The 24,341-nt window shown below is 67.7% G+C and carries 24 protein-coding genes; 4 read left to right on the plus strand and 20 right to left on the minus strand.

Translation table 11 applies throughout. The features are described 5' to 3' along the window. Positions 1-497: 497 nt before the first annotated feature. From IEW34_RS26260 to IEW34_RS26270, 3 genes are all read right to left on the minus strand, one after another. On the minus strand, positions 498-698 hold the full coding sequence (locus IEW34_RS26260; RefSeq protein WP_188612213.1) for a hypothetical protein: 201 nt from the start codon (positions 696-698) through the stop codon (positions 498-500). A 328-nt stretch (positions 699-1,026) separates the two neighbouring features. After that, a complete protein-coding gene (locus IEW34_RS26265) occupies positions 1,027-1,296 on the minus strand; it encodes a hypothetical protein (RefSeq protein ID WP_188612214.1) in 270 nt (89 codons plus the stop codon). Between the two features lie 123 nt (positions 1,297-1,419). Continuing rightward, positions 1,420-1,776 carry a response regulator gene (locus IEW34_RS26270; RefSeq protein ID WP_188612215.1) on the minus strand — a complete coding sequence of 119 codons (357 nt, stop codon included), beginning with the start codon at positions 1,774-1,776 and terminating at the stop codon, positions 1,420-1,422. Positions 1,777-2,152: 376 nt separating this feature from the next. Between IEW34_RS26270 and IEW34_RS31070 the strand changes: the two genes are divergently transcribed. Next, the gene (locus tag IEW34_RS31070) at positions 2,153-2,278 is read left to right on the plus strand and encodes a PepSY domain-containing protein (RefSeq protein WP_308424401.1); all 126 of its coding nucleotides are present in this window, start codon (positions 2,153-2,155) and stop codon (positions 2,276-2,278) included. 796 nt (positions 2,279-3,074) lie between these two features. On the opposite strand, the gene IEW34_RS26280 is transcribed toward IEW34_RS31070, so the two are convergent. Beyond that, positions 3,075-3,389: a DUF4142 domain-containing protein gene (locus IEW34_RS26280; RefSeq protein WP_188612216.1), complete on the minus strand. Its 315-nt coding sequence runs from the start codon at positions 3,387-3,389 to the stop codon at positions 3,075-3,077. Positions 3,390-4,026: 637 nt separating this feature from the next. On the opposite strand from IEW34_RS26280, the gene IEW34_RS26285 reads away from it, so the two are divergent. Next, entirely contained in the window at positions 4,027-4,521 is a 495-nt protein-coding gene (locus IEW34_RS26285) for a YciE/YciF ferroxidase family protein (protein ID WP_188612217.1), read from the plus strand. Between the two features lie 1,062 nt (positions 4,522-5,583). On the opposite strand, the gene IEW34_RS26290 is transcribed toward IEW34_RS26285, so the two are convergent. The 13 genes from IEW34_RS26290 to IEW34_RS26350 all read right to left on the minus strand — a co-directional run bounded on the left by IEW34_RS26290 (position 5,584) and on the right by IEW34_RS26350 (position 19,165). Further along, positions 5,584-7,266, minus strand: a complete 1,683-nt coding sequence (locus IEW34_RS26290; RefSeq protein WP_244642236.1) for a flavin-containing monooxygenase — start codon at positions 7,264-7,266, stop codon at positions 5,584-5,586. Positions 7,267-7,794: 528 nt separating this feature from the next. Further along, positions 7,795-9,546, minus strand: a complete 1,752-nt coding sequence (locus IEW34_RS26295; RefSeq protein ID WP_188612219.1) for a methyltransferase domain-containing protein — start codon at positions 9,544-9,546, stop codon at positions 7,795-7,797. After that, a complete protein-coding gene (locus tag IEW34_RS26300) occupies positions 9,543-10,343 on the minus strand; it encodes a glycosyltransferase family protein (protein ID WP_210324594.1) in 801 nt (266 codons plus the stop codon). The genes IEW34_RS26295 and IEW34_RS26300 overlap by 4 nt, the downstream gene beginning before the upstream one ends. A 1,415-nt stretch (positions 10,344-11,758) precedes the next feature. After that, a complete protein-coding gene (locus IEW34_RS26305) occupies positions 11,759-12,151 on the minus strand; it encodes a hypothetical protein (RefSeq protein ID WP_188612220.1) in 393 nt (130 codons plus the stop codon). Between the two features lie 216 nt (positions 12,152-12,367). Further along, positions 12,368-13,159 (minus strand): sulfur oxidation c-type cytochrome SoxA, encoded by a 792-nt coding sequence (soxA, locus tag IEW34_RS26310; protein ID WP_373288327.1) that lies wholly within the window; start codon positions 13,157-13,159, stop codon positions 12,368-12,370. Continuing rightward, positions 13,159-13,479 carry a thiosulfate oxidation carrier complex protein SoxZ gene (gene soxZ, locus IEW34_RS26315; RefSeq protein ID WP_188612222.1) on the minus strand — a complete coding sequence of 107 codons (321 nt, stop codon included), beginning with the start codon at positions 13,477-13,479 and terminating at the stop codon, positions 13,159-13,161. Before soxZ ends, soxA begins: the two co-directional genes overlap by 1 nt. Then, on the minus strand, positions 13,476-13,961 hold the full coding sequence (locus IEW34_RS26320; protein ID WP_188612223.1) for a SoxY-related AACIE arm protein: 486 nt from the start codon (positions 13,959-13,961) through the stop codon (positions 13,476-13,478). Before IEW34_RS26320 ends, soxZ begins: the two co-directional genes overlap by 4 nt. Positions 13,962-13,964: 3 nt before the next feature. Beyond that, positions 13,965-14,411, minus strand: coding sequence for a cytochrome c family protein (locus IEW34_RS26325; protein WP_244642237.1), 447 nt, complete (start codon positions 14,409-14,411; stop codon positions 13,965-13,967). Further along, on the minus strand, positions 14,408-15,655 hold the full coding sequence (locus IEW34_RS26330) for an NAD(P)/FAD-dependent oxidoreductase (protein WP_373288328.1): 1,248 nt from the start codon (positions 15,653-15,655) through the stop codon (positions 14,408-14,410). Before IEW34_RS26330 ends, IEW34_RS26325 begins: the two co-directional genes overlap by 4 nt. 4 nt (positions 15,656-15,659) lie before the next feature. Next, a complete protein-coding gene (locus tag IEW34_RS26335; RefSeq protein WP_244642238.1) occupies positions 15,660-16,010 on the minus strand; it encodes a c-type cytochrome in 351 nt (116 codons plus the stop codon). Continuing rightward, entirely contained in the window at positions 16,007-18,175 is a 2,169-nt protein-coding gene (locus tag IEW34_RS26340) for a xanthine dehydrogenase family protein molybdopterin-binding subunit (RefSeq protein ID WP_188612225.1), read from the minus strand. The genes IEW34_RS26335 and IEW34_RS26340 overlap by 4 nt, the downstream gene beginning before the upstream one ends. Before the next feature lie 11 nt (positions 18,176-18,186). Beyond that, positions 18,187-18,654 carry a (2Fe-2S)-binding protein gene (locus IEW34_RS26345; RefSeq protein ID WP_188612226.1) on the minus strand — a complete coding sequence of 156 codons (468 nt, stop codon included), beginning with the start codon at positions 18,652-18,654 and terminating at the stop codon, positions 18,187-18,189. Between the two features lie 130 nt (positions 18,655-18,784). After that, the gene (locus tag IEW34_RS26350) at positions 18,785-19,165 is read right to left on the minus strand and encodes a c-type cytochrome (protein ID WP_188612227.1); all 381 of its coding nucleotides are present in this window, start codon (positions 19,163-19,165) and stop codon (positions 18,785-18,787) included. A gap of 299 nt (positions 19,166-19,464) precedes the next feature. Here IEW34_RS26350 and IEW34_RS26355 point away from each other — a divergent pair, with 299 nt between their 5' ends. Continuing rightward, complete coding sequence (locus tag IEW34_RS26355; protein ID WP_188612228.1) at positions 19,465-20,184, plus strand: response regulator; 720 nt, start codon at positions 19,465-19,467, stop codon at positions 20,182-20,184. Beyond that, positions 20,181-21,641 carry an ATP-binding protein gene (locus IEW34_RS26360; RefSeq protein ID WP_188612229.1) on the plus strand — a complete coding sequence of 487 codons (1,461 nt, stop codon included), beginning with the start codon at positions 20,181-20,183 and terminating at the stop codon, positions 21,639-21,641. The genes IEW34_RS26355 and IEW34_RS26360 overlap by 4 nt, the downstream gene beginning before the upstream one ends. A 12-nt stretch (positions 21,642-21,653) precedes the next feature. Here the strand turns inward: IEW34_RS26360 and IEW34_RS26365 are convergent, their stop codons facing one another. The 3 genes from IEW34_RS26365 to IEW34_RS26375 all read right to left on the minus strand — a co-directional run bounded on the left by IEW34_RS26365 (position 21,654) and on the right by IEW34_RS26375 (position 24,148). Then, the gene (locus tag IEW34_RS26365) at positions 21,654-22,688 is read right to left on the minus strand and encodes a cupin domain-containing protein (RefSeq protein ID WP_188612230.1); all 1,035 of its coding nucleotides are present in this window, start codon (positions 22,686-22,688) and stop codon (positions 21,654-21,656) included. A 69-nt stretch (positions 22,689-22,757) separates the two neighbouring features. Then, positions 22,758-23,282: a Dps family protein gene (locus IEW34_RS26370; RefSeq protein WP_188612231.1), complete on the minus strand. Its 525-nt coding sequence runs from the start codon at positions 23,280-23,282 to the stop codon at positions 22,758-22,760. Positions 23,283-23,326: 44 nt separating this feature from the next. Then, positions 23,327-24,148 carry an alpha/beta fold hydrolase gene (locus IEW34_RS26375; protein WP_188612232.1) on the minus strand — a complete coding sequence of 274 codons (822 nt, stop codon included), beginning with the start codon at positions 24,146-24,148 and terminating at the stop codon, positions 23,327-23,329. Between the last annotated feature and the right edge of the window lie 193 nt (positions 24,149-24,341).

Raw genomic sequence — 24,341 nt, forward strand, 5'->3', positions numbered from 1 at the left:
TCACCAATCAGCATCAGGCAAGCCCCGCAGCCCAAGCCGCGGGGCTTTCGCGCGTTCTCCGGCCGCGCAGCTGCAACTGATGACAGCGGCGCCGCCTCGTCGGATGCACAGAGTAGGCGGGCCAGTTGCCCATGGACCTTGATGTCACCGGCTTGTAGGGCTGTCCCGGACGGATGACGATCCGGTCGACAAGCGCCCTCACCGTCCCGAAGACCTCCTGCCGCGTCCGATCGTCGTCGATCGAACGCAGAGCCGCGCCTAGGTCCGCGATCTGGTGCCGATAGGTCTCAACATTCCCCGGCGTAAATTGAACGACGTTCTGCACCTCAGGAGCTGCGCTTATCGCCTGCTCGAGCGCGTCCCGCTCGATCTCGAGCTCGCGCAGGTCATGGCGCGGGTCGCTAAGCGGTCCTCAAGGGCGGAGACGATCACCGCTCCGATCAAGCCGGCGGTGTGATCTGGGGCGATCTCACCCGCGCCGCCAAGCTGCTCACCGCTTAGCGCGCCATACAAGCATCGAACACCTTCTTCGCATGCGCCCGGCAGGTGTCCGGGTTCATCTGGCAGACGCCCTTTCGCATCGGGATAACCGAGCGTTGCGCCTCCTCGCGACACGCCGCCTGCTTCGACGATTGAGCCCACGCCACGCCCATCGGCGATGCCACGGCCACGGCGACCACAACCATAAGCAGCTTCATCTCGTCCTCCCGAACCCCTGCCGGACATCGCCCCGCTCGGTGACGGGTGACGTCAATGTGCCCGCTGGCCTAGCCCCCCCTCCTCAATTCGGAGGATTCGCCGGGCTGAACAGCCGTTCCTGTGCGCCGCGCCCGATCCGGGAGCTCGGCGCCGGGGCCCTGGCGCTTGGCCGAGAAGAACCGGCGCATAGCAGTTGCGGCCGAGCGCTAGCCGAGGCCCTGGCGGCACACACCGGGCCGCCGCCAATACGCCGCACGAAGCGGTCGCCGAGGCGCACGACGAGATGCGCGAGATCGGCGAGTGGTGGATCGAGAAGCAGGAGGAGCGCTACGTCCGCTCGCTCGAGGGCCGGCTCTCGGCCGCACGCAAGTCCTGATCTAACCATGCGCGTCGGATCACTTCCGCCCGCAGCTTGTCGCGCAGGGCGACCTGCTTGGCCTGTATCGCCTTGAGCTCCTTGACGATGCTCTTCGCGAAGGCTGGATTCTGACCGCGCATTTCCAGATCGGCGATCAGCTCGCGCTGTCGCACCAGTTGAACCTCACCGGCCGCGATGTCGGCCTCGAGCTCGTCGAGCATATGCTGGATGTTTGGCACGGCGTCTGCTCCATGGCCATCAGGCGGGAGCACGCTCGGTCTCGCAGCCGCCGGCGCCCGGGAATCCCCATGCCGACGATAAAAGGTATGTAGGGCGATGGCCGCGGTTGGGAAGGCCAGGGCCTACGAGTTACCGGCCCGGGCACACTCGACGGCGGCAACAATCTCACCGGGATGCCAGGGTTTCGGGAGGAAGCGCACGGACATCGGCAGGGGCTCGCCTCCCTCCACCCAGCCGGATGCGACAATGACGTAGATCCACGGCCAGCGCTCGGCGACCGTGCGGGCAAGATACAGCCCGGTGAAAGCTCCGCCGGGCATATGCACGTCGGTTACGAGGAGGCAGACTTCCTGTGCGCGACCGGGCGATCCGAGCTCAGCCATTGCGAGTTCGGCATTGCTGAAGTCTCTCACCTCAAGACCGAGATCCTCGAGGGTTGCGGCGATCTCCGCTCGGACGATCGGCTCGTCCTCAGCCACCAGCGCGATATTCCTTGCCATAGTGCTGTGATGAACGCCGGTCGAGCAATTGCGTTCGAGCGTAGCCGTGCGGCGACTCGTTTGCGTGGAGGGTCGCCGGTGAGCTGGGAACCAGCGCGCCAAGGGCACGTTGATCCGAGCACGGCTGCCCAACTCCGAATGTTGGGCCCGGCCGCTCCCCGCGGTCGGGGCTATTTGTTTCGCGCCCCTGCGCGTCTGAAACCCCGAGAGGGGCGCACCTGATCGGCGTTTCCTCCCATGACTGGCCCCGTTGGCTCGCGCCGGCGGGGTCTTTTGCGTTCCGGCGCTTGGGATCCAAGGGGATCGCACCTCGCTTTCTTCAATTCCAAAAATCTGGGAGTGAAGTGAAGCCATGATGGCTCGGTACGCGACGGCGATTGCGCTTCTCCTCGGAACGGCAGGCGCGGCTTGGGCTGACGTTCCCGGCGCCGATTGGATGCCGGCTGAGCAGGTCAAGCAGAAGCTCGCCGCGGCGGGGTAAACGGAAATCTGCGAGCTGGGTGCGGATGACGGTCGCTGGGAGGGCGAGGGTCTGAAAGGCGGTCAGCGGCTCGATTTCCATGCCGACCCGCGGACTGGCGCGGTCCTCCCGCAGAAGCCCGACCGCGACTAGGCCAGGCCGAAGACTCGTCATGCCTCGCACGGGTTCTCCGAGGCTTCCTCAGTCTGACCGGCTCCGCGAAGTCGCGGATGCCGGTGCCGAGTGCCGGCTCGTCGACCAGCAGCGCAGCGTCGTCGGCGGGCAGCCAGCTTGACATGCGCTGACCCTTCTCCGGCCACTTGCGGCATTGCTTGCTGACGTGCAGCGGATAGCTGTCCACGCGGACGAGATCGAAGTGGTCGGCTCGCCGCTTCCAGTAATGGTAGGACCCGATGGCGGTCTTTCCCGATATGACCGCGCAAGCCCGCCTCTTCGTGGGCTTCTTTGGCGGCGGCGTCGCGATCGGCGAGCGCTCTCATCGGCCAGCCCTTGGGGATCACAGGACGCCGGGTCTCGCGCGAGGTGAGCAAGAGAACGTACACTTGGCCCCCTGCAACCTTGTACGGTAGCGCCGCCACTTGGTGTTTTTCGGCCATCTTTCCTCCATGTGTCACGCCGAAGGGGGAGGATAACGCGATACCCTGGCAATCGGGTCCAGGCGGCTTACTCGGCAGGATTCATGCCAGTGCGGCCTTGGCCCCGGCACCGCGAGGTGACCTGGGCTTGCGTCATTCAGGAGTGGGCGCGTTCAACGCGGAGCCCTCACCGCACCTGCACTATGACCGAGCGAATATGCTTAGGCCTTGGCCTGCTGCTTTATGGTGTTGAGCAGCTCGATATGTTCCTTGATCTGTCCGCGGGCCAGCTTAGCAATTCCCACGTGTGGCGGGTTCTTACCTGATTTGATGTACTCGTCTTGAATGGCGAGTAGCTTGTTGTGCCCGTCGAGCTGAAGCCTGACATAGGCCGCGTCGGACTCAGCCCCGGCGTATTTGGCCAACTCGCCCAGCTCATCAGGTTGGCCGGCAGGCGGAGCCGACGTCGCCGCAGGGTTGGCCACCCGCAGAACGTCAGCCAGCGACTCCTGCTCCGCAACCTTGCCGATCCCCAATAGCTTCCCGCAAGATCAGGAGAACCAGCAGTTTTCCTACGTTTACCTCGGCCACATGGCCGACGGCTCTATTCCGGAGAGGCGTTGGAGTTCGGGCCAGGCCCCGGATGGACGGGGCAATTCACCAATGCGCGTTCGCAGCCGCTGGGCGAAAAGCCGGCGCTCGCTGGGGCCAGACCCGACGGGGGCGCCCAACGCGAGCAATCTTAAGGCCGGGTGCCCGCGGGTGATTAAAGTTGCGATAGAGCAGTCCTTATGTCGCCGAGCGGGCACACTTGGCCCGGCAGATCCGCAGGGACGAGGGCTTGAACGCTCGCGGAGAGATCAAGAGTTGAGGCCTCGGCGGTCGCCGTAGTGAGGTCGAGGCGAAATCGCTGCCGGGGAGACAGCGGACAAGCTCCCCGGCAGCGATCCTGCCGCTGCGTACGAGAGGCAGGTGGCGTCTCGATCACCCCGGCGCAAATCGCCAAAGCGCTGAAGCACGAACTGAACAGAGGCGTCCAAAGGAGCGTATGGCTAGATCATCCTTGGATCGTGCGACGGACCGCCACCGATAGGACCTATCTGGAGACACCTATGCGCGGAACAAAGAAGCGAGGATACGTCTTTCCATTCGATTAATTCACCGGAGGTGAGTATGGCTGAGTCTCAGAAGTCATTGGACGATCTGTTTCACGAAACCCTCAAAGACATCTACTACGCCGAAAAGCAGATACTTCGGGCGTTGCCTCGAATGGCAAAAGCGGCACAAACTGCGGAGCTAAAGCAAGCCTTCCTTACGCACCGCGATGAGACGGAACAGCAGGTGGCACGTTTGGAAGACGTCTTCGAAACGATTGGGAAGGCGGCACGCGGAAAAACCTGCGACGCGATTGTCGGCATTATCGAGGAATCGAAGGAGGTCATCGAGGACTTCAAGGGCAGCCCCGCCCTTGATGCCGGCCTTCTTGCCGCGGCCCAAGCCGTCGAGCATTATGAGATCTCTCGATATGGTACGCTGCGCACGTGGGCGGAGCAGCTAGGGAACCCGGAGGCTGCCAAGCTTCTGGATGCAACGCTGGCTGAGGAGAAGAAGACCGACGATCTCTTGACAGAGTTGGCGAGAGGCAAGGTCAACACCAAATCCGGTTAGGCGCCCGGGTGTGGCCGGTGCTTTCGCCTACGCTATCGGGCCCTTTCGAGGGATGTGCTTGCAGCGATCCCTCCTACCCTCAGCGGGAACAAACGCGGATCCCCAGTGCCGGAAGTCTTTGGTGTTGCGGGCCCCGCAACCAACTCTTTCCGATCACCAATCAACATCGAGCAAAGCCCCGCAGCCCAAGCCGCGGGGCTTTCGCGCGTTCTCGGGCGGGGCCGGCGCACGCAGAGGGGCAATCGACCGACAGAGCGCGCAACCGAAAGCTGGCGCCCCGGAGATCGACCAGTCCTGGGCCGGGTCGGGAGCGATCATGCTTCATAGCTTGGGGGGCATGCGGGCCTGCTGCCGGACGATGCCAATGCCGGGGGGGCGCGATCACGTGGATGCTGGCTGCGCTCACCACGGCAGAACCGCCGATCGTCGACCACGAAATCGCCAGGCTCCTGAAAGGCGGCGAGACTTGATACGAGCAGCGTCTGTTTGTCGTCGGGGAGCGCATCCGTAGAGCCCTCGTTCGCGGGATATTCGGCCGCGCCGCGGGACGCTCATCTCATCTTGTCTTCGCGCGCAACGATCCCGCGGCCGCGGCCGGCAAAAGCGTGGATCTCATGCAGCATGTCCCGATCGGCTAGACCAATGCGATCGGTCGGGAGCCACCAAGCCCTCCGCGCGGCGCCAGCCTATTCGGTCGCGGGAATCCACTCGATCAGCGAGTGCTCTAGCCCCGCTCCATCGCCATTTCGATGGCCAGCTCGTGCGAAAGGCCGATGACGAGGATGAGTGCAATCGCTGCGACCGCAACCAGTAGCGCCAACAGTTTCATACCGTACCTTCCGTTGCCCTCCCCAGCGGAATTTACGCTACCAACTGAGTCGAGGCCAGCCCACCCTCGTGCAACGCAAGTCTGCGCCGGGTGCGGCGATCCGCAGGACGCGCGCCAGAGCGCACGCGGGTACTGACGCCAGCGCCCGAGACTGGCACCGCGCCGGCTCAATCAGAAGGCCGCTCTCGCGTTGGAGCGGCCGCTGCCGTTAAAGTCGAGCCGGCAGTTGATACTCACACGGCATGTGTCGCCGCCTGGGCGCGCGTGTTGGCGTCCCCCTCGGCGGAACGTCGGGCGGAATCGAAGACGACACCCTCGTAGCCTTTCGCCGCCACATCGCTGATCCTGGACACGTATTTGGGCGAGCCGCCATTGTAGACGAGGTAGCGGACCTTGCCGTGCTCATGGCCCGGGACATTCGAATTGTATCCCGTGAACCAGGACTTGGCCTTCCGCATGAGCATCATCGCGTACATGTTGGTCACATGCGTCGTCCAGCGCTCCTGCGCCTCGAGCGTGGGTTCGGCGCGAACGTAGCCATGCTCCCACATGTGCTCAAGCACCGCCGTGCACCAGTTGACGCCGGTCTCGATGCCACGCGGATAGTTCGTCGACGCCGATCCGCTCTGGGGACCGCCGGGCATGAGCAGGTTCGGGAAGCCGTGCACGAGCATACCGAGAAACGTCGACGGCCCGTCGGCCCATGCATCGCGCAGCTTCACTCCACCGATGCCCTCGATATCGATCCGATCGTAGGCGCCGGTAATGGCGTCGAAGCCGGTGGCATAGACGATGATGTCGAAGTCATAGTCGCGCTCGGTCGTGCGCAACCCGGTTTCGGTGACCCGCTCGATCGGCGTCTCGCTGATATCCACCAGATGCACGTTGTCGCGGTTGTAGGCTTCGAAATAGCCCGTCTCCATCGGCACCCGCTGCACGCCGAAGCCGTGATCGCGGGGAATGAGCTTCTCGGCGACCGCCGGATCCTTCACGCAGCGGCGGATGCGGTCGGCGATGTATTCGGAGAGCTCGGCGTTGGCCGCCTCGTCCGTGAAGATCTCGCGGAAATTGCGCAGCCAGATGGCGAACCCCGGCATGTCGTAGAGCTGGTCCCACAGCGCCAGCCGCTCCTCGCGGGAGACGTCGTAGAAGCCGCGCCGGTCCGGCTCGTGCTCGAAGCCGCCGGGCGTGCGTGCGCAGGTGGCGAAGATGTCGTCGTAGCGGGAGCGGATATCGGCCATCTCCGTCTCGGAGATCGGCCCGTTGTTCAGCGGTGCGGACCAATTGGGCCGGCGCTGGAAGACGGTGAGCTCGGCGACCTTGTCGGCAATCTCCCCGATGACCTGGATGCCCGTGGCCCCGGTGCCGATTACGGCGACGCGCTTGCCGGCCATCTCCACCGGCTCCTGCGGCCAGTGGTAGGTATGGAACGAGAGGCCCTTGAAGCTCTCCATGCCCTCCAGACGCGGCAGCGTCGGGGCCGACAGCAGGCCCAGACCCATGACGACGAAGCGGCTCGTCAGCACCCGCCCGTCGCCGAGGGTCAGCTGCCACAGGTTGTCGGCCTCGCGAAAGCGCATGGCCTCGACGGTGCAGTTGAACTGCATATACTTGCGCAGATCGAACTTGTCGGCGACGTAGTTCAGATAGCGCAGATTTTCCGGCTGGCCCGAGAACCGTTCTTTCCAGTGCCATTCGTCGAGCAGATCTCTGGAGAACGAATACCCATAGGTATAGCTCTCCGAATCGAAGCGGGCACCGGGGTAGCGATTCCAATACCAGGTTCCGCCGAGGTCGCCGCCGGCTTCGAGGACGATCGCATCGATACCGAGGTCGGCCAGACGCTTGATCTGGTAGATGCCGGTCACGCCGGCACCAAGGACGATGACTTCGTGGTCGGGCTTGTTGCGGGCCATCATATACCGTCCAGTTCCTGCTCGTTGGCGAAAGGGAAAAGCCAGCGGCAGCAGCGGTCCGGGCGCGTGCTACCCGGAGCGGTCCGGCGACAGTCGATCATCGCAGCTTCCTCCAGCCCAGATCGCGAGCATCGGAGCCCGTCGTGATCGGATAGGCATCCGGTCCGATGAGGTGCTCCAACTCCCAGAGCGCTTGTGCGAGCGGGAGCTAAAGCTGGAGCATTTCTGCAAGATCGGATGATCCCATCCAATCGGGAAATGCTCCAGCCCCCCGTTCACGAAACGCTCCGGACGCGGCCGCTCCGATCCGTGATCACATTATTCGTCTGACGATGATGCGGGCTCGGACACTTTTGTCAAATGCCAGGTCGAGCGCTTGCGGGCGGGGCGAAAGCAGTCTGTGTGTGAGGCGCAGCCCACTCAAGGCACTGGGCCAAGTCCATCCGCCCAAACGCCGGCGCCGCAGCGCATGTACGAGGCGGACCGGCGGCTGGACGCCAGGCCCGGGCAACGCCCAGGTCCACTCGATCAACGCCGTATGACGCGAAAGCGAATCTGGCGTCGGATCCGGGAGACGAGGCGGCGCGGCAGCGCCATGATGCGCCACGAGGTGCTCTGCTCGATGAGACGCAGCCGGTCGAGCTCGCGCTGGACATCCGGCGGCAGGCCGTCGCCGCCGCCGCGCGATTGGGTCTCGCAGAAATCGACGAGGTAGCGAATGCGCGGCACCGCACCGCGCGGCAGCACGATGTGGGCCTGATCGAGCTTGGTCAGGATTCGCTGGTAGTTGCTGTCCCACTCGCTCTGAGGATGGTCGGTCCGGGAGCTCTCGTCTTTCGTCCACCAGCGGTAGATACCAGTCACCTCCCCGGCGGAGGCAACCCCGACGACGGCCGCCGTCCGCATCAGGAAATCCCAGTCCTCGGTGGTGGTCAGGCTCTCGTCGAAGCGGATGCCGAAGGAGTGGAACGGCCCCCGCGGGAACGCCAGGCCGATGGGCGGCGATTGATTGCCGCGCAGATGCGCCAGGAAATCGAAGCTTGCCGGATAGCGCTCGAAGCCCCCCTCCGCGCGCAGGGACCGCTGCCCGCGGATGTCGACGTTGCGGACGTTCTGACGAACGCAGGCGCAGCGCAGCACCTTCCCCGGCGTCTGCCGGGCCAGCTTCTTGAAGGTCTCAACCCAATGGGCCAGAGGCGCATCGTCGTCGTCGAGAATCGCGATGTACTCGCCCCTTGCCTCCTCGAAGCCGACATTCAGGGGATGCGTCCGGTTGCCCGTGTCCACGGCGATATAGCGGATCTGCTGCCGCAGCCGGTCAGCGGTATCGGCGATGACGCGCTCGACATCGAGTTGTCGCTCGCGATCGAGCTTATGGCCCAGCACGAGAAGTTCGAAGTCGGGATCGGTCTGCGCCGAAAGGCAGGTCAGAGCCTCGATGAAGGTGTGAAGGCGCGTACCCTGCGTCCGCATGATGATGCTCAGGAAGGGGCGCGCCGGCGCACCCTCCCCCTCTCGCGCGGGGTCAATCGTGGCCAGTACGGCCGGGCCCGGCACACACAGCCGGACGAAGCGGCTCACATAGGTGAACGGGTCGGCCCCGAGGCGCAGCTGATGCAGCAGCGCATGCAGCTCTGTCCCCGATGCCAGCGCCGGATGGCTCGCCGGAAAATTCTGTTCGCTCTGCCCCGTCTGCACATCGTGCCGGTCGATCTCGTGCAGCCCCGCTGCCGCCAGCGTGGTGCCGAGGCCGCGGTTGTCGAACAGCCTGACATGGCCGCGGTCAAGAATGCCGCCCTCGGTGTAATCCCACAGGCCGAACGCAAGCTTGCGCCCGACATCGCCGTGGGCGACGTTGGCCGAGCTGACCACGACGTAGCAATTGTGCAGTCTCGCCAGTTGCGAGACGGCTCGGAGAAGAGCATCGGCGTTGGTCAGCCGCTCGATCGTGTCGAGCACCGTGATCGAGCCGACGGCTCGCTCACCGACGATATGGCGGAGGCCCTCGTAGATCTGCCCCTCGTCCGAGAAAGCCAGCCCATGGGTCTCGAAGCCGCGCTCCGTCAGGCTCCGCAGAGCCTGGTTATCGCGGTCGATGCCGACATAGTGCAGCCCGAGCAAAGATGTGAGGGGCTCGGCCATGTGCCCATCGCCGCAGCCGACGTCCAGATGCAGCATCCCCGGCTGCCCCGCGACCTTTCGCGCCAGCAACTCCAGGGCATGGCCCGAGACACTGTTCGCGTCGAGGGCATAGTCGGACTTGGGAGCCACTCGATTCATAGTAGCGCGAACCTGTGGTGAGCATACATGTCGCCGACGAACTGCCCGACCTCGTGGCCCGGGTCCAAAGGAGCGGGAAGCTGATCGGCCTCGCGGCGGCTCATGAAGACGGAATACGCTTTCTGGTGGTCCTCGTGGGGACTGAGGGAGAACTGCTCCAGCAGCCGCTGGAGCACGCCGGCTTTCGACCACTTGTGAGCCATGAACAGAGCGGCCTCCGCCGAATAGTAGCGCTCGGCGGCACTCGGCATCCATTTTGCATCAGCCGACAGCCGCTTGTCATGAAAGACGACGGCCGCCGGGTGGTGGATCACCTTGAACCCAGCCAGCTTGGTGCGCCAGGATAGGTCGACGTCATCGCAGTACATGAAAAATGAATCGGCGTCGAACCCGTTGATCGACTTGAACAAGCGCGCCGGAATCAGCAAACAGGCACCCATGGCCCAGGATGTCTCCCCGGTCTTCGGGTCATAATCCTTGGGATGCTCAACCGGGAGCTGCTTGGCCTCGGCTATTCCCACCCCCGCCGTCTTAAGAGGCTCGATCAGGGTCTCCAGCATGCGCGGCGAGGCGATGACGTCCGGGTTCTGGATGAAGAGGAGATCGGCGGCATTGATCGCCGCAAGGTCGTTCTGGCCACCAGCCGACCCGCGATTGGCGCCGAACGAGCGATAGGTGACCTTCAGCACGCGCCCGAACTCCTCCTGGAGGGAGGCGACCTCCGCGTCCGAGAGGCAGGGCAATGACGAACTGTCGCCCAGATGAAAGGCCACGGAGGTCAACGCGCCGCTCGCCATGCCGAGCTCCGCCGAGCGCGCCAGGCTCGCCGCGGAGCGCCTCACCTCGTCATAGCCCGTGTGGTAGAGCACAGTCTGCGCTCCGACCGAAACCGGGCCGGTGACGAACGGAGCCGTTGGCGACACCTGCGGGTGATGAACCGAACCTTTGCCTTCAGCCATTACACGTCCATCGACTGGTATCGAAACAGAGCGCCCTCACCCTACCGTCCTGACATTTGGGGGCACAGGCCGCACTCGACCGACCCGTCGGCTCGTGCGGGCGGCAATAGCTAGCGCCGGCCGACGACGATCCTGAGACAGCACGTCGCATAGCGTGTGCGTGACTCCCAAATCCACCCCAAGGCGAAGCACGTCGCAGCCGTGCTGCCGCCCAACGGCGAGCCGGCAGAAATGACCCGATCGCCTCGCGCCTGCCGGCGTGCCATACGCCGCCCCCAATGAGGCGCGCCAACTGTTGCCCACCTATTGGTTAACCTCGGGTTATAGCTTAACCCAGGATTGAGGCCGACCGGCATCGCCCACGTCAACGGCCCAAACGCCGGCCCTCGCGTGTTTGCCAAGCGACGACAACGCTGCCTGCACAGCCGGCTGGCCGCATGCCGCCGGCGGCCAGCCTCTAACACAACGGAATTCCGGCGGAAACACCCGAGTCGGCGCCGCCATCGAATCGCGAGCCAGCTTTGCTCGTGGAGAACGCAACCGGTCGACGCTCGTCGCGCGCCGCGTCACCTCGTGCCTGTGGGCTATCTGCAGCCCCTGGCAACAAGAGCCCCACGCTTCAGCGCGTGGTCCCATCGCGCCTCCCGCCTCGCGGGGCGGCATGGCCGGCCCAGCCCGCGCCGCCGTTGCTGGCCCGCACACGCGCCGATGAGCCGCCTCGTCCGCAGGAATCGCGCCAAACGCTCGAGCCGCCTAAAGCTTAAATAGGTCAATCAGAAGCAGACATCTTATTCATCGCCCGGACGATATAGATAATACTAGGCACATTACGCGACATATCGATTGATATGTACGTCTATTCCACCTTTTTATATCGTCTATATTCGATCAGGCGGAGAACGGGTCGCGGAGCGTACACTCCCCCTCACCGAGCCCCCGCCGCGTTCAACTGCCCGGCCCGATCGGTGGCGGCGCTTCAAAGGAATGCCGGCCCGCCGGCGCCGGCGCCGGAGGGCCGGCGCGATCGCGGCTTTTCCGACACGCCGGCGCCTGAGCTTCCCGGCGCAAGGCCGTTCCTTGCCGGCGGCCGCGGCGCCTCGGGCGCCGCAGTCCAGCTCCCGAGCGCGCATCGCTCGCCACCGTGCAAGCCGTTGCGAGCCCAGCGGGTGGCGCGCGCCTCGCGCGCGCCGTACCGACCGGCGTGTCCACCGGCGCCAGCGGCCGAGGCGCTCGTCGCGTCGCATCGGGCGGCGTCAGAGCTGGCCGTAGATCCGCGCCGAAACCTGAGCCACGGCCGTCCGCAGTCGCGCGGCGATGCCGCATTGTCCGTCCTGGGGCTGGGCAATCGTCGTGGCACCACGGGCGTGCAACGGCGGCGCCGGCATCTCCGCCGTCGCCTCGAGTTCCGCGAGCGTGTGGCGCACGCTCGCGCCGCCGATCGGCGATGGGCCTGCGATGGCGCCGATCGCGAAAATGATCAGCACGCTGCCGATCACGGCCGCATCGAAGACGCCCCTCGAGCGAGCCAGGGCCAGGCGCTCGGTGGGCTCGCGCCAAGTGGTAAAGACCGTCTCGTCGCGTCGCAGCGGATCCTCCAGATGCAGCGGCACGTCTCGATCGTCGGGTCGCCGGCTCGCGGGGCTCATGGCAATCTCCATCGCGGTTGAGCATCTCGCCCTGGGCTGGGATCATCCAGCAGCGCAGAAGCGCTCATGATCCTGTCAATCTGAAGCGCTTCTTGTGCTCCCGGGTGGTTCCACCGCATGCACAGCGCCACTATCGCCCGACGCTAGCCCGCCTCCGTCGCAGAACTGTGCCGCCGCCACCCCCAGTTTGTCGAAAAGTGTCGCGGCCGGCGGGCCTCACGGCCGTACGCCCGGCGTCTCCAGGGCCATGCCGCCGGCCCGCCCCATCAGGAAGAGCTCCAGGTCCACCAGTTCGGGAGCGCCGAACGCATAGGGCTCCGCCCGCACGCCGACCATGCAGTTGCGCAGCCGTCGCTGCAGGGAGCCCACCGACTGCCATTCCAGCCGGTAGAGGGGGTAGGCGGTGGGATGGGCCTGAGGGATGACGCTGCCGCCCAGCTGCTGTCCCCAGCGGGCGTCGTGGCAGGCGGCGCAGGACAGGTCGAGCTGGCCGATGCGACGCTCGTACAATGCGCCGCCGTTAGCCCGGAACGGGTCGAGCCGCGGGTCCTGTGGCGGGGCGATGGGCATGCCGCGGGACTGGTAGGCAACGTAGGCCGTCAGGGCCAGCAGCTCGCGGCTCTCCGACGCGAATGGCGGCGCCGGCTGATGCGTCCGGCGGCAAAGGTTGATGCGGCCGGAGAGGTCGACGGGGCGGCCCGTGGCCTCGGCGAAGGCGGGATAGCGGGCCGCCACGCCTCGCATGCTCCGGGTCGCATCGCCGTGGCAGGTGGCGCAGGCGCGCCCGGCCGCGCCCTCGGGCCGGTGCCATGACTGTTCGCCGTCGGCGACCCACAGCATGGCTGGATTGCTCATGTCGTCCGCCTGCATGGCCCGGGTCTCGGGCGCCATGAAGTCGGAGCCGGAGCGCCTGTCCGCCGCTGCCGCCTCCCCGGCGCACGGGAGTGCTAGGACGAGCGCCAAGACGAACGCCATATCGATGGCGGGCCTCGGCCACCGTCGCCTCATCACGTCACCGTGATCTCGGCCGTGGCCTGCTGCACGCTGCCGTCGTCGCCGAACCAGGAAAAGGCGATGACGCCGCTCGTCGTCGCGGTGGTCGTGAACGCCAGGAACGGATTGGCCGCGATCGCCGGAAACAGCACGGCCGAGAAGATCTCATCGCCGTCGTAGGTGCAGACGAAGCGGTGAATGATGTTGCGGGGGATCGTCGTTCCCGTCGCGTCGGTGCGGTGCCCCGTCTCCATGAGATGGGCCGCCATGGCGCGGATCTCGATGACCTCGCCGCGGCGCGCCGTCGTCGGGACGCTGACGAGCGCCCGACTCACGACAGGTCCTCGATGCAGGCGGCGAGCGTCACGATCACGCTGGCGTCGCTCGACCAGAAGCTGCCGTCGCTCATCTCGACGACGGCAGCGACCGCCTGCGACGTGGCCAGGCGAATGCGCGTCGACACCTGCGCCCGCCCCGCCCGCGGCCAGAGCCGGAAGACGGCGACCTCGGCCTGCGGGTTCTTCTCGTTGAACAGCCCGATGCGCGTGACGTGGTCGGCGCCGGTCATCGGGCTGTCCACCGCCACCGTGACGCCCACTGTATTGCCGTTCTCCACCAGCGGCGGAATGGCGAGGCGCACGCGCCCCGCCTGGATGGCGGCCCCGCCGGTGAACGAACGAATGGCGTCCTCGAGCGAGGGACGCGCCAGGGCGGCGCGCGGCAGCGCCACACCGAAGATGCAGAGGGCGCCGGCGAACAGCACCTCCCGGCGCCGCAGCGGGCCGATGGAGGGCTGCGCCCGGACCTCGTGAAGCATGGCTCACTCCTTCAGCGTGACGAGGAGCGCGACGATGTCCTCGATCTCTCCGGCGGTCAGCACCGGCTGGCCGCGGTACGGCGCGGCGACCCGTTCGAGGCCATCGATGCGGTGGTTCGAGGGCATGATGGTGGCCGGATCGAGTCGCTTCATGTCGACGATGCGCAGCCGGATCTGGCCCTGGCTCAGGCGGCTGCCGACACCGCCCAGGCCCGGCGCCAGCGTGCCCTGGGCATGGGGCTCGGCGACCGGTCCCGAATGGCAGAGCAGGCACAGGCTCCGGCGCCGGTCCAGCAGCAACCGCTCGCCGCGGCCCGCATCGCCGGCGGCGCCCGTGAGCGGCCGTGCGATCGCATCGCCGACGACCTCGAACGGCGCCAGCGCGTCGTCGGCCTGGGCCTGGCCCATCCCCACGATCAGCGCCAGGGTCGCAAACGGCCGCTTTCTCATCCGAAGATGCCGTCGGTGATCGTGCGGAACCATGCCATGGCATAGGTCGCCTCGACCGCCCGAAAGGACGGCGGGGCCTTGATAGGGCTCACCCCGCCCGCCCCCTCGACCTCGGCGAGCAGGCCGCCGCGGGGCTGGTAGACCCCGGCGATGGAGATCCCGTAATCCGGCGCCACCAGACTGTAGCACGTGTTGATCAGCTTGGGCTCGTCCGGCTCGCGCCCCCGCACCAGGGCCGCGACCGCGCGGGCGCAGGCCTTCGCCTGGGCGTCGGCCGCGAAGGCGGACTTGGGCATGGCGCCGGCAATGGCGGCATCGCCGATGACATGGATGCCCGGCCGCAGGCGCGACTCGAAGGTGACGGGATCGATGGGGCACCAGCCGGTCCGGTCGGCGACGCCGGCGGCGACGGCGACGGCGGCGGCGCGCTGTGGCGGGATCACGTTGGCGACGGCGGCGCGATGGCTGCCGAATTCGGTGGTCAATGTCCGCGTCGCCGCATCCACAGCGGTGAGGCGCCCGCCGCCCGAGAGCGGCACCCATTCGATCAGGCCGCCATAGAGCTCCGTCCATGCCGCCTCGAACAGCCGCTGCTTGGAGAAGGCGTCCTTGGCGTCCAGGATGATCAGCTTCGAGCGCGGCTTGCGCGCCTTGAGATAATAGGCGATCAGGCTCGCCCGCTCGTAGGGCCCCGGCGGACAGCGGAAGGGGTTGGCGGGTGCAGCGATGACGACGAGGCCGCCGTCCGCCATGGCCTCCAACTGACGGCGCAGCAGCAGCGTCTGCTCGCCGGCCTTCCAGGCGTGGGGCAGCACGGCGGCCGCGGCGGCGTCGTAGCCCGGGATGGCGCCGAGATCGAGGTCGATGCCGGGCGCCAGCACCAGCCTCGCGTAGTCCAGGCTCGCACCGTCCTCCAGGCGCACACGTCGCGTCTCCGCATCGACGGCCACGACGCGCGCCGTCACCACGTCGACTCCCGTCCGGCGCAAGGCCTCGTAGCCGAAATTCTGCCCGTCCATCTCGCGCAAGCCGGCGATCACCGCGTTGCTGAACGGACAGGCCGTGTAGCGCGCGTTCGGTTCGACCAGCGTCACCGCGAGGTTGCCGGCCTCGCGCCCCAGCGCGCGGGCGCAGCTGGCGCCGGCGAAGCCGCCGCCGACGACGACGATGCGGGCACCCGCCTGGGCGCGCACATGCGGTGCGGCCAGCACCCCGGCACCGGCCGCGGCCAGCCCCGACAGCACTGTCCTACGGCTGGGTTGGGCGCTCAGCCTCGCCCGGCGGAGCCGTGACCCATGCGGCAATGGCGCGAATTTCTTCATCCGAATAGCCCTTGGCGATACGGTCCATCACGGTGGCCGGCCGCTCGCCGCTGCGGAAGGCCCGCATGGCCGCGACGACCTCGGCCGGCGGCCGCCCGCGCAAGTCCGGAACCTCGCCGGCCGATGCCGGCGCATGGCATCCGCCACAGGCGGCCGCATCCCCCGGATGCGCCGTGCGGGCCAGCGCCGGCACCGCCGCCCACAGCAGGGCAGCCACGGCCAGGCCGCGCCGGGAGGCGCGGGCCGCCACCCCGGTGCGATGCGTCCGCCCGCTCACGCCAGCTTGTGATTCTTGAGCGGCAGGTCGCGGATGCGCTTGCCGGTGGCGGCGAAGACGGCGTTGAGCACGGCCGGCGCGGCGACCGCGATCGTCGGCTCGCCGACGCCGCCCCAGAAGCCGCCACTCGGCATGATGATGGTCTCGACCGCCGGCATCTCCGCCAGGCGGAGCACGTCGTAGCTGTCGAAATTCTCCTGCTCCATGCGGCCGCCCTTCACCGTGCACTCCCCGTGGAGGGCAGCCGAGAGGCCGTAGACGAACGAGCCTTCCACCTGCCGCTCGACCTGGGCGGGGTTGACCACGTGACCGGCGTCGGTGGCGGCGACGATGCGGTGGATCTTCAGCTTTCCGCCTGTCACTGACACCTCGGCCGCGGCCGCGACATAGCTGCCGAAACCCATGATCTGGGCGAGGCCGCGATGCACGCCCTCTGGCGGCTTGGTCTGCCAGCCGATGCGCTCGGCGACCGCCTCGAGCACCGCCAGGTGCCGGGGGTGCCTGGCCATCAGCTTGCGCCGGAAGGCGAGCGGATCCTGGCCGGCGGCATGGGCGAGCTCGTCCATGAAGCTCTCGACGTAGAAGGTGTTCTGGTTGAGGTTGACGCCGCGCCAGAAGCCCGGCGGAACGGGCGGATTGCGCATCGCATGGTCGATCAGCAGGTCGGGCACCGTGTAGGCGAAGGCGCCCTCGGCGCCGCCCCCGTTGAGGCCCTGGAACACCACCGGGTCCTTACCGCCCTGCATGCCTTCGGGGCGCACCGCGGCCAGGATCGACTGGCCGGAGATGCGCATGTGCAGCGCCGTCAGGTTGCCCTGCGCGTCGAGCGCGCCGGTCATCCTGCACTGGGTCGTCGGGTGGTAGGCCCCGTGCAGCATGTCCTCCTCGCGCGACCAGATCAGCTTGACCGGCGTGCCGGGCAGCTCCTTGGCGATGCTCACCGCCTGGCGCACGTAGTCCTGAAAGTTGCCGCGCCGGCCGAAACCGCCGCCCAGGTGGATCTTGTGGACCTCGCACCGGCCGATCGGCAGGCCGGCGGCCTCCGCCGCGGCGGCGAGGCTGGCCTCGCCGTTCTGGGTCGGCACCCACACCTCGCACCGCCGCGGCGTAAAGAGCGCTGTCGCGTTCATCGGCTCCATGGTGGCGTGGTTCTGGTAGGGGTAGGCGTAGTCCGCCGTGACGATCCTTGCGCCGGCCGCTGCGAGCGCCGTCTTGGCATCCCCGGCCGCGGTGCCGACGAAGGCGTCGTCCGCATCGAAGCCCTTGCGCAGGGTGTCGGCGATGGAGGCGCTGGAGACGTCCGTGTTGGGTCCCTCGTCCCAGACGATCGGCAGGGCGTCGAGGGCGGTCTTGGCCCGCCACCAGGTGTCGGCGACGACCGCCACCGCCGTGTCGTCGACCTTCACCACCTTGCGCACGCCCGGCATCTTGGCCACGGCCGCGGCGTCGAAGCTGGCCAGCCGGCCGCCGAAGACCGGGCAGGCCTTGATCGCCGCATTGAGCAGGCCGGGCATGGTCAGATCGGTGCCGTAGACCTGCTTGCCGGTGAGCTTGTCGGCCGTGTCGAGCCGCGGCAGCGGCTGGCCGGCGATGGTCCAATCCTTGGGATCCCTGAGCGGGACATCCGTGGGCACCGGCTGGCGGGCCGCCGCCTCCGCGACCCGGCCGTAGGTGGTGGAGCGGCCGCTCGCGGCGTGGGTGATCACGCTCTTGGCCGCCGTGCATTCGGCCGCCGGCACGCCCCATTGCTCGGCGGCCGCGGCGACGAGCATCTGGCGGGCCGCCGCGCCCCCTTTGCGCACGTAGTCGTGGGACTCCCGGATGCCGCGGCTGCCGCCGGTCGAGAAGCTGCCCCAGACGCGGTCACGGGCGAGGTTCTCGCCGGGGGTCGGGTATTCCGTGGTGACCTTGGACCAGTCGCACTGGAGCTCCTCGGCGACCAGTTGGGCGAGCCCGGTCAAGGCGCCCTGCCCCATCTCCGAGCGGGCGATGCGGATCACTACGGTGTCGTCGGGCTTGACCACCACCCAGGCGTTGACCTCCGGCTGCCGCGCGGCGGCGGCGGCCTCGGCCGTGAGCGGCAGGCGCAGGCCGAGCGACAGGCCGCCGGCGGCGGCGGACCCGACGATGAAACTGCGCCGGGACAGTGCGGTGTGGACCGTCATGGCTTGCCTCCTCAACCGCGCTGCGCCGCGCCGCCGGCGGCGGCCTGCTTGATGGCGGCCCGCACCCGGTTGTAGGTGCCGCATCGGCAGATGTTGGTGATCTCGGCGTCGATGTCGGCGTCCGTGGGGCTGGGGTTCTGCGCCAGCAGGGACGCCGCCGCCATCAGCATGCCGGCCTGGCAGTAGCCGCATTGCGGCACGTCGAGCGCGAGCCACGCCTGCTGGAGCGGATGCGAGCCGTCGGGCGACAGCCCCTCGATGGTCACGATGGCCTGCTCCGGCCCCAGCGCGCTGATCGGCAGGGCGCAGGCGCGCGTCGCCACGCCGTCGATGTGCACCGTGCAGGCGCCGCAGGCGGCGATGCCGCAACCGTACTTGGTGCCCGTGAGCCCCACCTGCTCGCGCAGGACCCACAGGAGCGGCGTGTCGGGGTCGGCGTCGACCTCGCGCACCGCGGCATTGATGGTCAATCGAGCCATGGCGATGTCCTTTCGTCCGGGGCGGGTCCTCGAACATTCCGGCGTTTCCTCGAATCGCCGGAATGCTCTATCTATTTGATTTGCCGCGTTTTCTTCACGCGAACCGGCGTCCACTTCGCTCAAGAACGCTCTAGTGGGCGCTCGGAAGGCCGCGCAGATAGGCGATGACGGCCTGACGCTGGCCGGCGTCGGCGAGACCGACGGTCATGGTGGTGCCGGGAACCGCCTGGCGCGGGTTGGCGAGATAGCTTTCGAGGGTCTGCTCATCCCACGTCAGTTGCGAGCCGCGCATGGCGGCGGAGTAGCGCGCACCCTCGACGACGGCCGCCTTGCGGCCGAAGACGCCGGCAAGTGGCGGCCCGATGCGGCCCGGGCCGGGCTCGAGCGCGTGGCAGGAGCCACAGCGGGAGCGGAAGAGCTGTTCGCCGTCGGGCGCGGCTTGCGCCACGGATTCGGACGAGGCGCCGGCGAGCGCCATGACCACGAGCAGAGCGACCGTCTGCTGAACCATGCAGGACTCCTCGTGTCGATCAGGTCGGCCGCCGCGCCCCTCCCGGCCGCCGGTGCCCCGCCCGTCGTCGGGCAGGGCCGGTGTGCGAACATGATCATGAGCGGGGGCTGTCGCAGAACTGTGCCGGGCTGTGGGCCGCCTGCCGGAGCCCCTCCCGCCCGGCCGATCCCCTTCCGGGTCAAGGGGTTGCGTCCCGCGCGCCGCAGCCGGCGGCGCCTCGCCGGTGCCACAGTTGGTTACACTTTTTCGAGCGGTCCTAAACTGATCCTGCGTTATGCTCGGATGCTGGAGCGCACTGTATGGAATCCGCACCGCATATCGTCGTCGTCGACGATCACCGCGACATTCGCGACCTCGTCGGCAAATACCTGGCCCAGCATGGCTACCGCATCAGCGTCGCCGACAGCGGCGCGACGCTGCGGCGCATTCTCGAGCGCGGCGCGCCGGACCTGATCGTGCTCGACGTGATGATGCCTGGCGAGGACGGCCTCTCCGTGTGCCGGCAGCTGCGCGGCAACACCAATTTGCCGATCATCTTTCTCACGGCCATGGCCGAGGAGACCGACCGCATCGTCGGGCTCGAGCTCGGTGCCGACGATTATCTCACCAAGCCGTTCAATCCGCGCGAGTTGCTGGCGCGCATCAAGGCCGTGCTCCGCCGCGTCCACAGCCTGCCGCCGCAGCGCGACGGGCTGAAGGCCAAGGTGGTGCGCTTCGACCGCTGGGTGCTCAACGTCGGCCGCCGCGAGATCGCCGGGGAGGACGGGGTCGCCATCCCGCTGAGCACCGCGGAGTACCGGCTGCTCAAGGCGTTCCTGGATCACGCCGGGCTGGTGCTGAGCCGCGACCAGTTGCTGGACCTGACGGTGGGGCGCGCGGCCGAAAGCTTCGACAGGAGCATCGACAACCAGGTGAGCCGCCTGCGCAAGAAGATCGAGCTCGATCCCAAGACACCGGCACTGATCAAGACCCACTGGGGGGGCGGCTACAGCTTCACGGCTGACGTCGAGCAGGCATGAAGCGGCTCTGGCATCGCAGCCTCGCGGCGCAGTTCATCTGCTTCATGCTGATCGCGCTGGCATTGTCGCAGGGCATCGGCCTCCTGATGTCGTGGGACGAGCGCGGCCAGGCGCTACGCGCCGCGGCGAAGAGCGAGTTCTTCAGCCGCACCGCCTCCCTGGCCCGCCTGGTGGAGGCGACGCCGGCCGCCATCCACGACGGCATCCTCGGTGCCAGCGGCACCAACTATACCCGCTTCTGGCTGTCTGCTGAGGAGCCGCGCGAGGCGGATGCCTGGCGCCGGGAAGCCTGGACGCAACTGGCCAAGCCGCTGCCCAACCTGATCAGGCCGCACCGCAAGCCGCCGGCCGACGAGCTCGAGCAGGCGGCGGCGCAGCCGCCGCCTGGGCTCACCGCCTCGGCCGTCGCAGCCCCCCTGTCGTGGGTCACGCTGCCGCCCAGCAAATGGCCGCTGACGCGTCCGGCCAAGTTCCTCAATCTCGACGACGCCTACGGCATGGGCCTCGCCGTCAGCCTGGAGAACGGCACCTGGCTGAACGCCGCCTTCGCCAAGTCGGTGCCCAATTCCATCTGGACGTCGCAATCGGCCGTCTCGCTCGCCATCACCGCGGTCGTGCTGTCGTTGATCGCCCTCATCGTCGCGCGCGGCATCGCGCGGCCCATGCGGCGCCTGGCGGTGGCTGCCGAGGCGCTGGGCCGGGGCGAGAGCGTGGCCCCGCTGCCCGAGTCCGGCCCCGACGACATCCGCCAGACGGCGGAGGCATTCAACCGCATGCAGGCGCGTCTGCAGCGCTTCGTCGCCGACCGCACCCGCATGCTGGCGGCAATCGGCCATGACCTCAGAACCCCGCTGACCTCGCTGCGGCTGCGCACCGAATTCGTCACCGACCTGGAGATCCAGGACAAGATGCTGAAGACCATCAGCGAGATCGAGACCATGACCGAGGCTGCGCTGGCCTTCGCGCGGGAAGAAGCGACGGCGGAGACGACGCGGACGGTGGATCTCGGCGCCCTGATCGAGAGCCTCTGCGACGACCTGGCCGAGCTCGGCCGCGACGTGACCTTCGTGGAGGGCCCGGCGGTCACCTATCGCTGCCGGCCGGACGGGCTGAGGCGAGCGGCGCGCAACCTCATCGAGAACGCGGTGCGCTACGGCGAGCGCGCCCGCGTCAGCCTCAAGGGCGACGCCGACAGCATCGACATCGTGGTGGACGACGACGGGCCGGGTATTCCGGAAGCCGCCATGGGCCGCGTCTTCGCCCCGTTCTACCGCCTGGAGCAATCGCGCAACCGCGAGACCGGCGGCATTGGCCTCGGCCTGTCGATCGCCCGCACCATCGCCCGCCATCACGGAGGCGACGTGTCCCTCGTCAACCAGGCGCGCGGGCTGAGGGCGACGATCAACCTGCCCAAGGTCGGCCAGGCCGCGCTGCAGGCGCACTACAGCGCCTCCTGACCGGCGGCCTTGTCAGCGGGAGACGAAGAACTGCGGGCGATGGGACAGGCGCGCCGCGGTCTCGCGCGACACGCGGAGGTTGGCGGCCAGGATGTCGACCGGGTTGGCGGCGAGCCAGGCGGACAGGTCGTTGGCCTGGTAATGCCCGCTGTTGAAGCCCACGAGGACACGCAGCATGCCACTGCCGGTGTTGCGGATGTAGTGGCCCGCGCCCATCGGGGCGTAGCCCGCGTCGCCGGCTTCGAACTGCTCCGTCACCACCTGTCCTTCCGCCAGGAAGACGGCCATCTCGGCCGAACCTTCGATGTAGTACTGCCACTCGTCGGCATTCGGGTGCCAGTGCAGCTCGCGCATGGCGCCCGGCTCGATCTCCAGCAGTGACCCGGCCATGGTGGTCGAGATGGGGAACTCCGCGACGGTCACAGTGCGCTGGGTGCCGCCACCGGGCACCCGCCGCGGCTGCTGGGCGAGCAACGGATAGCGGTGAGCGGTCACGAGTTCCGGTGTCCGCCGAGGCGCCGCATCGAAGGAGCGGCCGTCCGGCACCGAGCCTTGGGCGAAATAGGCCTCGCTGCGCGGCAGCTGCGCCACCTCGGCGGCACTCAGACCAAGGCTCTGGGCGACGACGGCCGCCGGCGTGCGCGACAGCCAGTCGGTCACGCTGAAGGTGTGGTCTTCGGAGAAATCGCCGTTGTCGAAAATGAGGATGAAATGGCATTCGCCCGGCCCGATGCCCTGGATGGCGTGGCCCCACCCGCGCGGAAAATACCAGACGTCGCCGGGCCCGAAGGTGTCGGTGGCCGACCCGCCGTCCGGATGCAGGATGGTGGTGCGGCAGTAGCCGTCGATGACGTAGGCCCATTCGGCCGCGTTGGCGTGCCAATGCATCTCCCGCATCGCGCCGGGCGAGAGCCGCATGGAGACCCCGGCGATCCCGCGGCTGGCGGGGAACTGCCGCACGGATGCGCCGCGTGTGACGCCGCCGGGGCCGAGGCGCGGCTCCTGCTGCTCCAGGCGGTAGCGAAACGAAAGCTGGGTCGGGCTCATGGACAGCTCCTCAGGGCAGGACAGGGCAGCGGCCCGGCCGCCGCGTCGACACATCGGCCGGGCGAGGCATCAGCGCCTCGTCTCGCGGCGACCGCTTTCGAACAGGAACCAGGCGCGGCGCTCGCCTGCGTCGATCCAGTTCTCGATCAGGCTTGCGGTGGCGACGTCGCCGTAGTCGTCGCACAGGGTATGCGTGGCGCGCAGGAACCCCACGAGCCGGAGGTTGTCGTCGCGCAGTTCGGCCAGCATGTCCTCGGGCGTAACATAGTCGGCGTCGTTGTCATCGAGCCGGCTGAGCCGTGCCGCCTGGCCGAGGGACCTCAAGGTCATGCCGCCGATCTTGCGAGCGCGCTCGGCGACGTCGTCGGTCATGGCGAAGATCTGCTCGCTCTGATCGTCGAGCATCAGGTGGTAGTCGCGGAAGTGCGGCCCCGACATGTGCCAGTGAAAGTTCTTGGTCTTCAGGTAAAGGGTGAAGACGTCGGCAAGCAGCGTCGTCAGCGCCGCCGAGATGTCCCTGATCGCGGCGTCCGGGAGGCCGTTGGGCGTGGTGAGGGGCGCGAGTTGCCGCGCCTTGACGGTATCGAGGTTCATGGAATCCTCCTGTTGGCTTGGGGGGAAGAACGTTGCGGCGCCGCCTAGCTGCGCAGGAACGCGAGCAGATCGGCGTTGAGATCGTCCTGGTGGGTGGTCGGCAGCCCGTGCGGCGCTCCCGGATAGACCTTGAGCCGAGCGTGCGGCGCGATGCGCGCGGATTTCTCGCCGGCTGCGCGGATCGGCACGATCTGGTCGTCGTCGCCGTGGATGACGAGCACGGGCACCGTCATGGCCTTGAGGTCCTCGGTATAATCCACCTCGGAGAACTCTCTGATGCAGTCGTACTGGCCCTTGATGCCGCCCATCATGCCCTGCAGCCAGAACGACTGGCGCACCCCGTCGGAGGCCTTGGCGCCCGGACGGCCGTAGCCGTAGAACGGCGTGGTCAGGTCGAGGTAGAACTGGCCGCGGTTGCCCAGCACGCTCTTTCGGATGCCGTCGAAGGCCTCGATCGGCGTCCCCTCCGGATTGGCCGGCGTCTTGAGCATCAGCGGCGGCACGGACGAGACCAGCACCGCCTTGGCGACACGGCCGGTGCCATAGCGGCCGATATAGCGCGCCACCTCGCCGCCGCCGGTGGAATGGCCGACGAGCATGGCGCCCTTGACGTCGAGATGGTCGAGCAGTTGCGCCAGGTCGGCGGCGTAGGTGTCCATGTCGTTGCCGTCCCAGGTCTGGTCGGAGCGGCCGTGGCTGCGCCGGTCGTGGGCGATGGCGCGGTAGCCGTGCGCGGCCAGGAACTGCATCTGGCTGTCCCAGGCGTCGGCGGACAGGGGCCAGCCGTGCGAGAACACCACGGGCGTCCCCTGCCCCCAGTCCTTGTAGAAGATCCTGGTCCCGTCGCTGACTGTAAGGATGCTCATGGCAGTCTCCGGTTGTCGGATGAACGGCAAGGGTGGGCGCCCCGGGCTTGCGGGCGGCGGCCGCCGAAAGTATTCAGCAGCGATTGCCGGCGGCGACTGCTCTCATCAACACCGGATTCGCCTGACACGCGTAGTATACGCAGGTATGGTCCAGGTCGCGGGCGTATAAACCTAGGTATGATTCAACGCAGCC

Source organism: Chelatococcus reniformis (assembly GCF_014640075.1).
GTDB lineage: Bacteria > Pseudomonadota > Alphaproteobacteria > Rhizobiales > Beijerinckiaceae > Camelimonas > Camelimonas reniformis.

What these genes read in the sequence shown, in the direction of transcription:
- IEW34_RS26260 (WP_188612213.1), bottom strand. Translation starts at nt 698, where the DNA reads ATGAAGCTGCTTATGGTTGTGGTCGCCGTGGCCGTGGCATCGCCGATG.
- IEW34_RS31070 (WP_308424401.1), top strand. Translation starts at nt 2,153, where the DNA reads ATGGCTCGGTACGCGACGGCGATTGCGCTTCTCCTCGGAACGGCAGGC.
- IEW34_RS26285 (WP_188612217.1), top strand. Translation starts at nt 4,027, where the DNA reads ATGGCTGAGTCTCAGAAGTCATTGGACGATCTGTTTCACGAAACCCTC.
- IEW34_RS26290 (WP_244642236.1), bottom strand. Translation starts at nt 7,266, where the DNA reads ATGGCCCGCAACAAGCCCGACCACGAAGTCATCGTCCTTGGTGCCGGC.
- IEW34_RS26295 (WP_188612219.1), bottom strand. Translation starts at nt 9,546, where the DNA reads ATGAATCGAGTGGCTCCCAAGTCCGACTATGCCCTCGACGCGAACAGT.
- IEW34_RS26300 (WP_210324594.1), bottom strand. Translation starts at nt 10,343, where the DNA reads ATGGCGAGCGGCGCGTTGACCTCCGTGGCCTTTCATCTGGGCGACAGT.
- IEW34_RS26305 (WP_188612220.1), bottom strand. Translation starts at nt 12,151, where the DNA reads ATGAGCCCCGCGAGCCGGCGACCCGACGATCGAGACGTGCCGCTGCAT.
- soxA (WP_373288327.1), bottom strand. Translation starts at nt 13,159, where the DNA reads ATGAGGCGACGGTGGCCGAGGCCCGCCATCGATATGGCGTTCGTCTTG.
- IEW34_RS26320 (WP_188612223.1), bottom strand. Translation starts at nt 13,961, where the DNA reads ATGCTTCACGAGGTCCGGGCGCAGCCCTCCATCGGCCCGCTGCGGCGC.
- IEW34_RS26325 (WP_244642237.1), bottom strand. Translation starts at nt 14,411, where the DNA reads ATGAGAAAGCGGCCGTTTGCGACCCTGGCGCTGATCGTGGGGATGGGC.
- IEW34_RS26340 (WP_188612225.1), bottom strand. Translation starts at nt 18,175, where the DNA reads ATGACGGTCCACACCGCACTGTCCCGGCGCAGTTTCATCGTCGGGTCC.
- IEW34_RS26345 (WP_188612226.1), bottom strand. Translation starts at nt 18,654, where the DNA reads ATGGCTCGATTGACCATCAATGCCGCGGTGCGCGAGGTCGACGCCGAC.
- IEW34_RS26350 (WP_188612227.1), bottom strand. Translation starts at nt 19,165, where the DNA reads ATGGTTCAGCAGACGGTCGCTCTGCTCGTGGTCATGGCGCTCGCCGGC.
- IEW34_RS26355 (WP_188612228.1), top strand. Translation starts at nt 19,465, where the DNA reads ATGGAATCCGCACCGCATATCGTCGTCGTCGACGATCACCGCGACATT.
- IEW34_RS26360 (WP_188612229.1), top strand. Translation starts at nt 20,181, where the DNA reads ATGAAGCGGCTCTGGCATCGCAGCCTCGCGGCGCAGTTCATCTGCTTC.
- IEW34_RS26365 (WP_188612230.1), bottom strand. Translation starts at nt 22,688, where the DNA reads ATGAGCCCGACCCAGCTTTCGTTTCGCTACCGCCTGGAGCAGCAGGAG.
- IEW34_RS26370 (WP_188612231.1), bottom strand. Translation starts at nt 23,282, where the DNA reads ATGAACCTCGATACCGTCAAGGCGCGGCAACTCGCGCCCCTCACCACG.
- IEW34_RS26375 (WP_188612232.1), bottom strand. Translation starts at nt 24,148, where the DNA reads ATGAGCATCCTTACAGTCAGCGACGGGACCAGGATCTTCTACAAGGAC.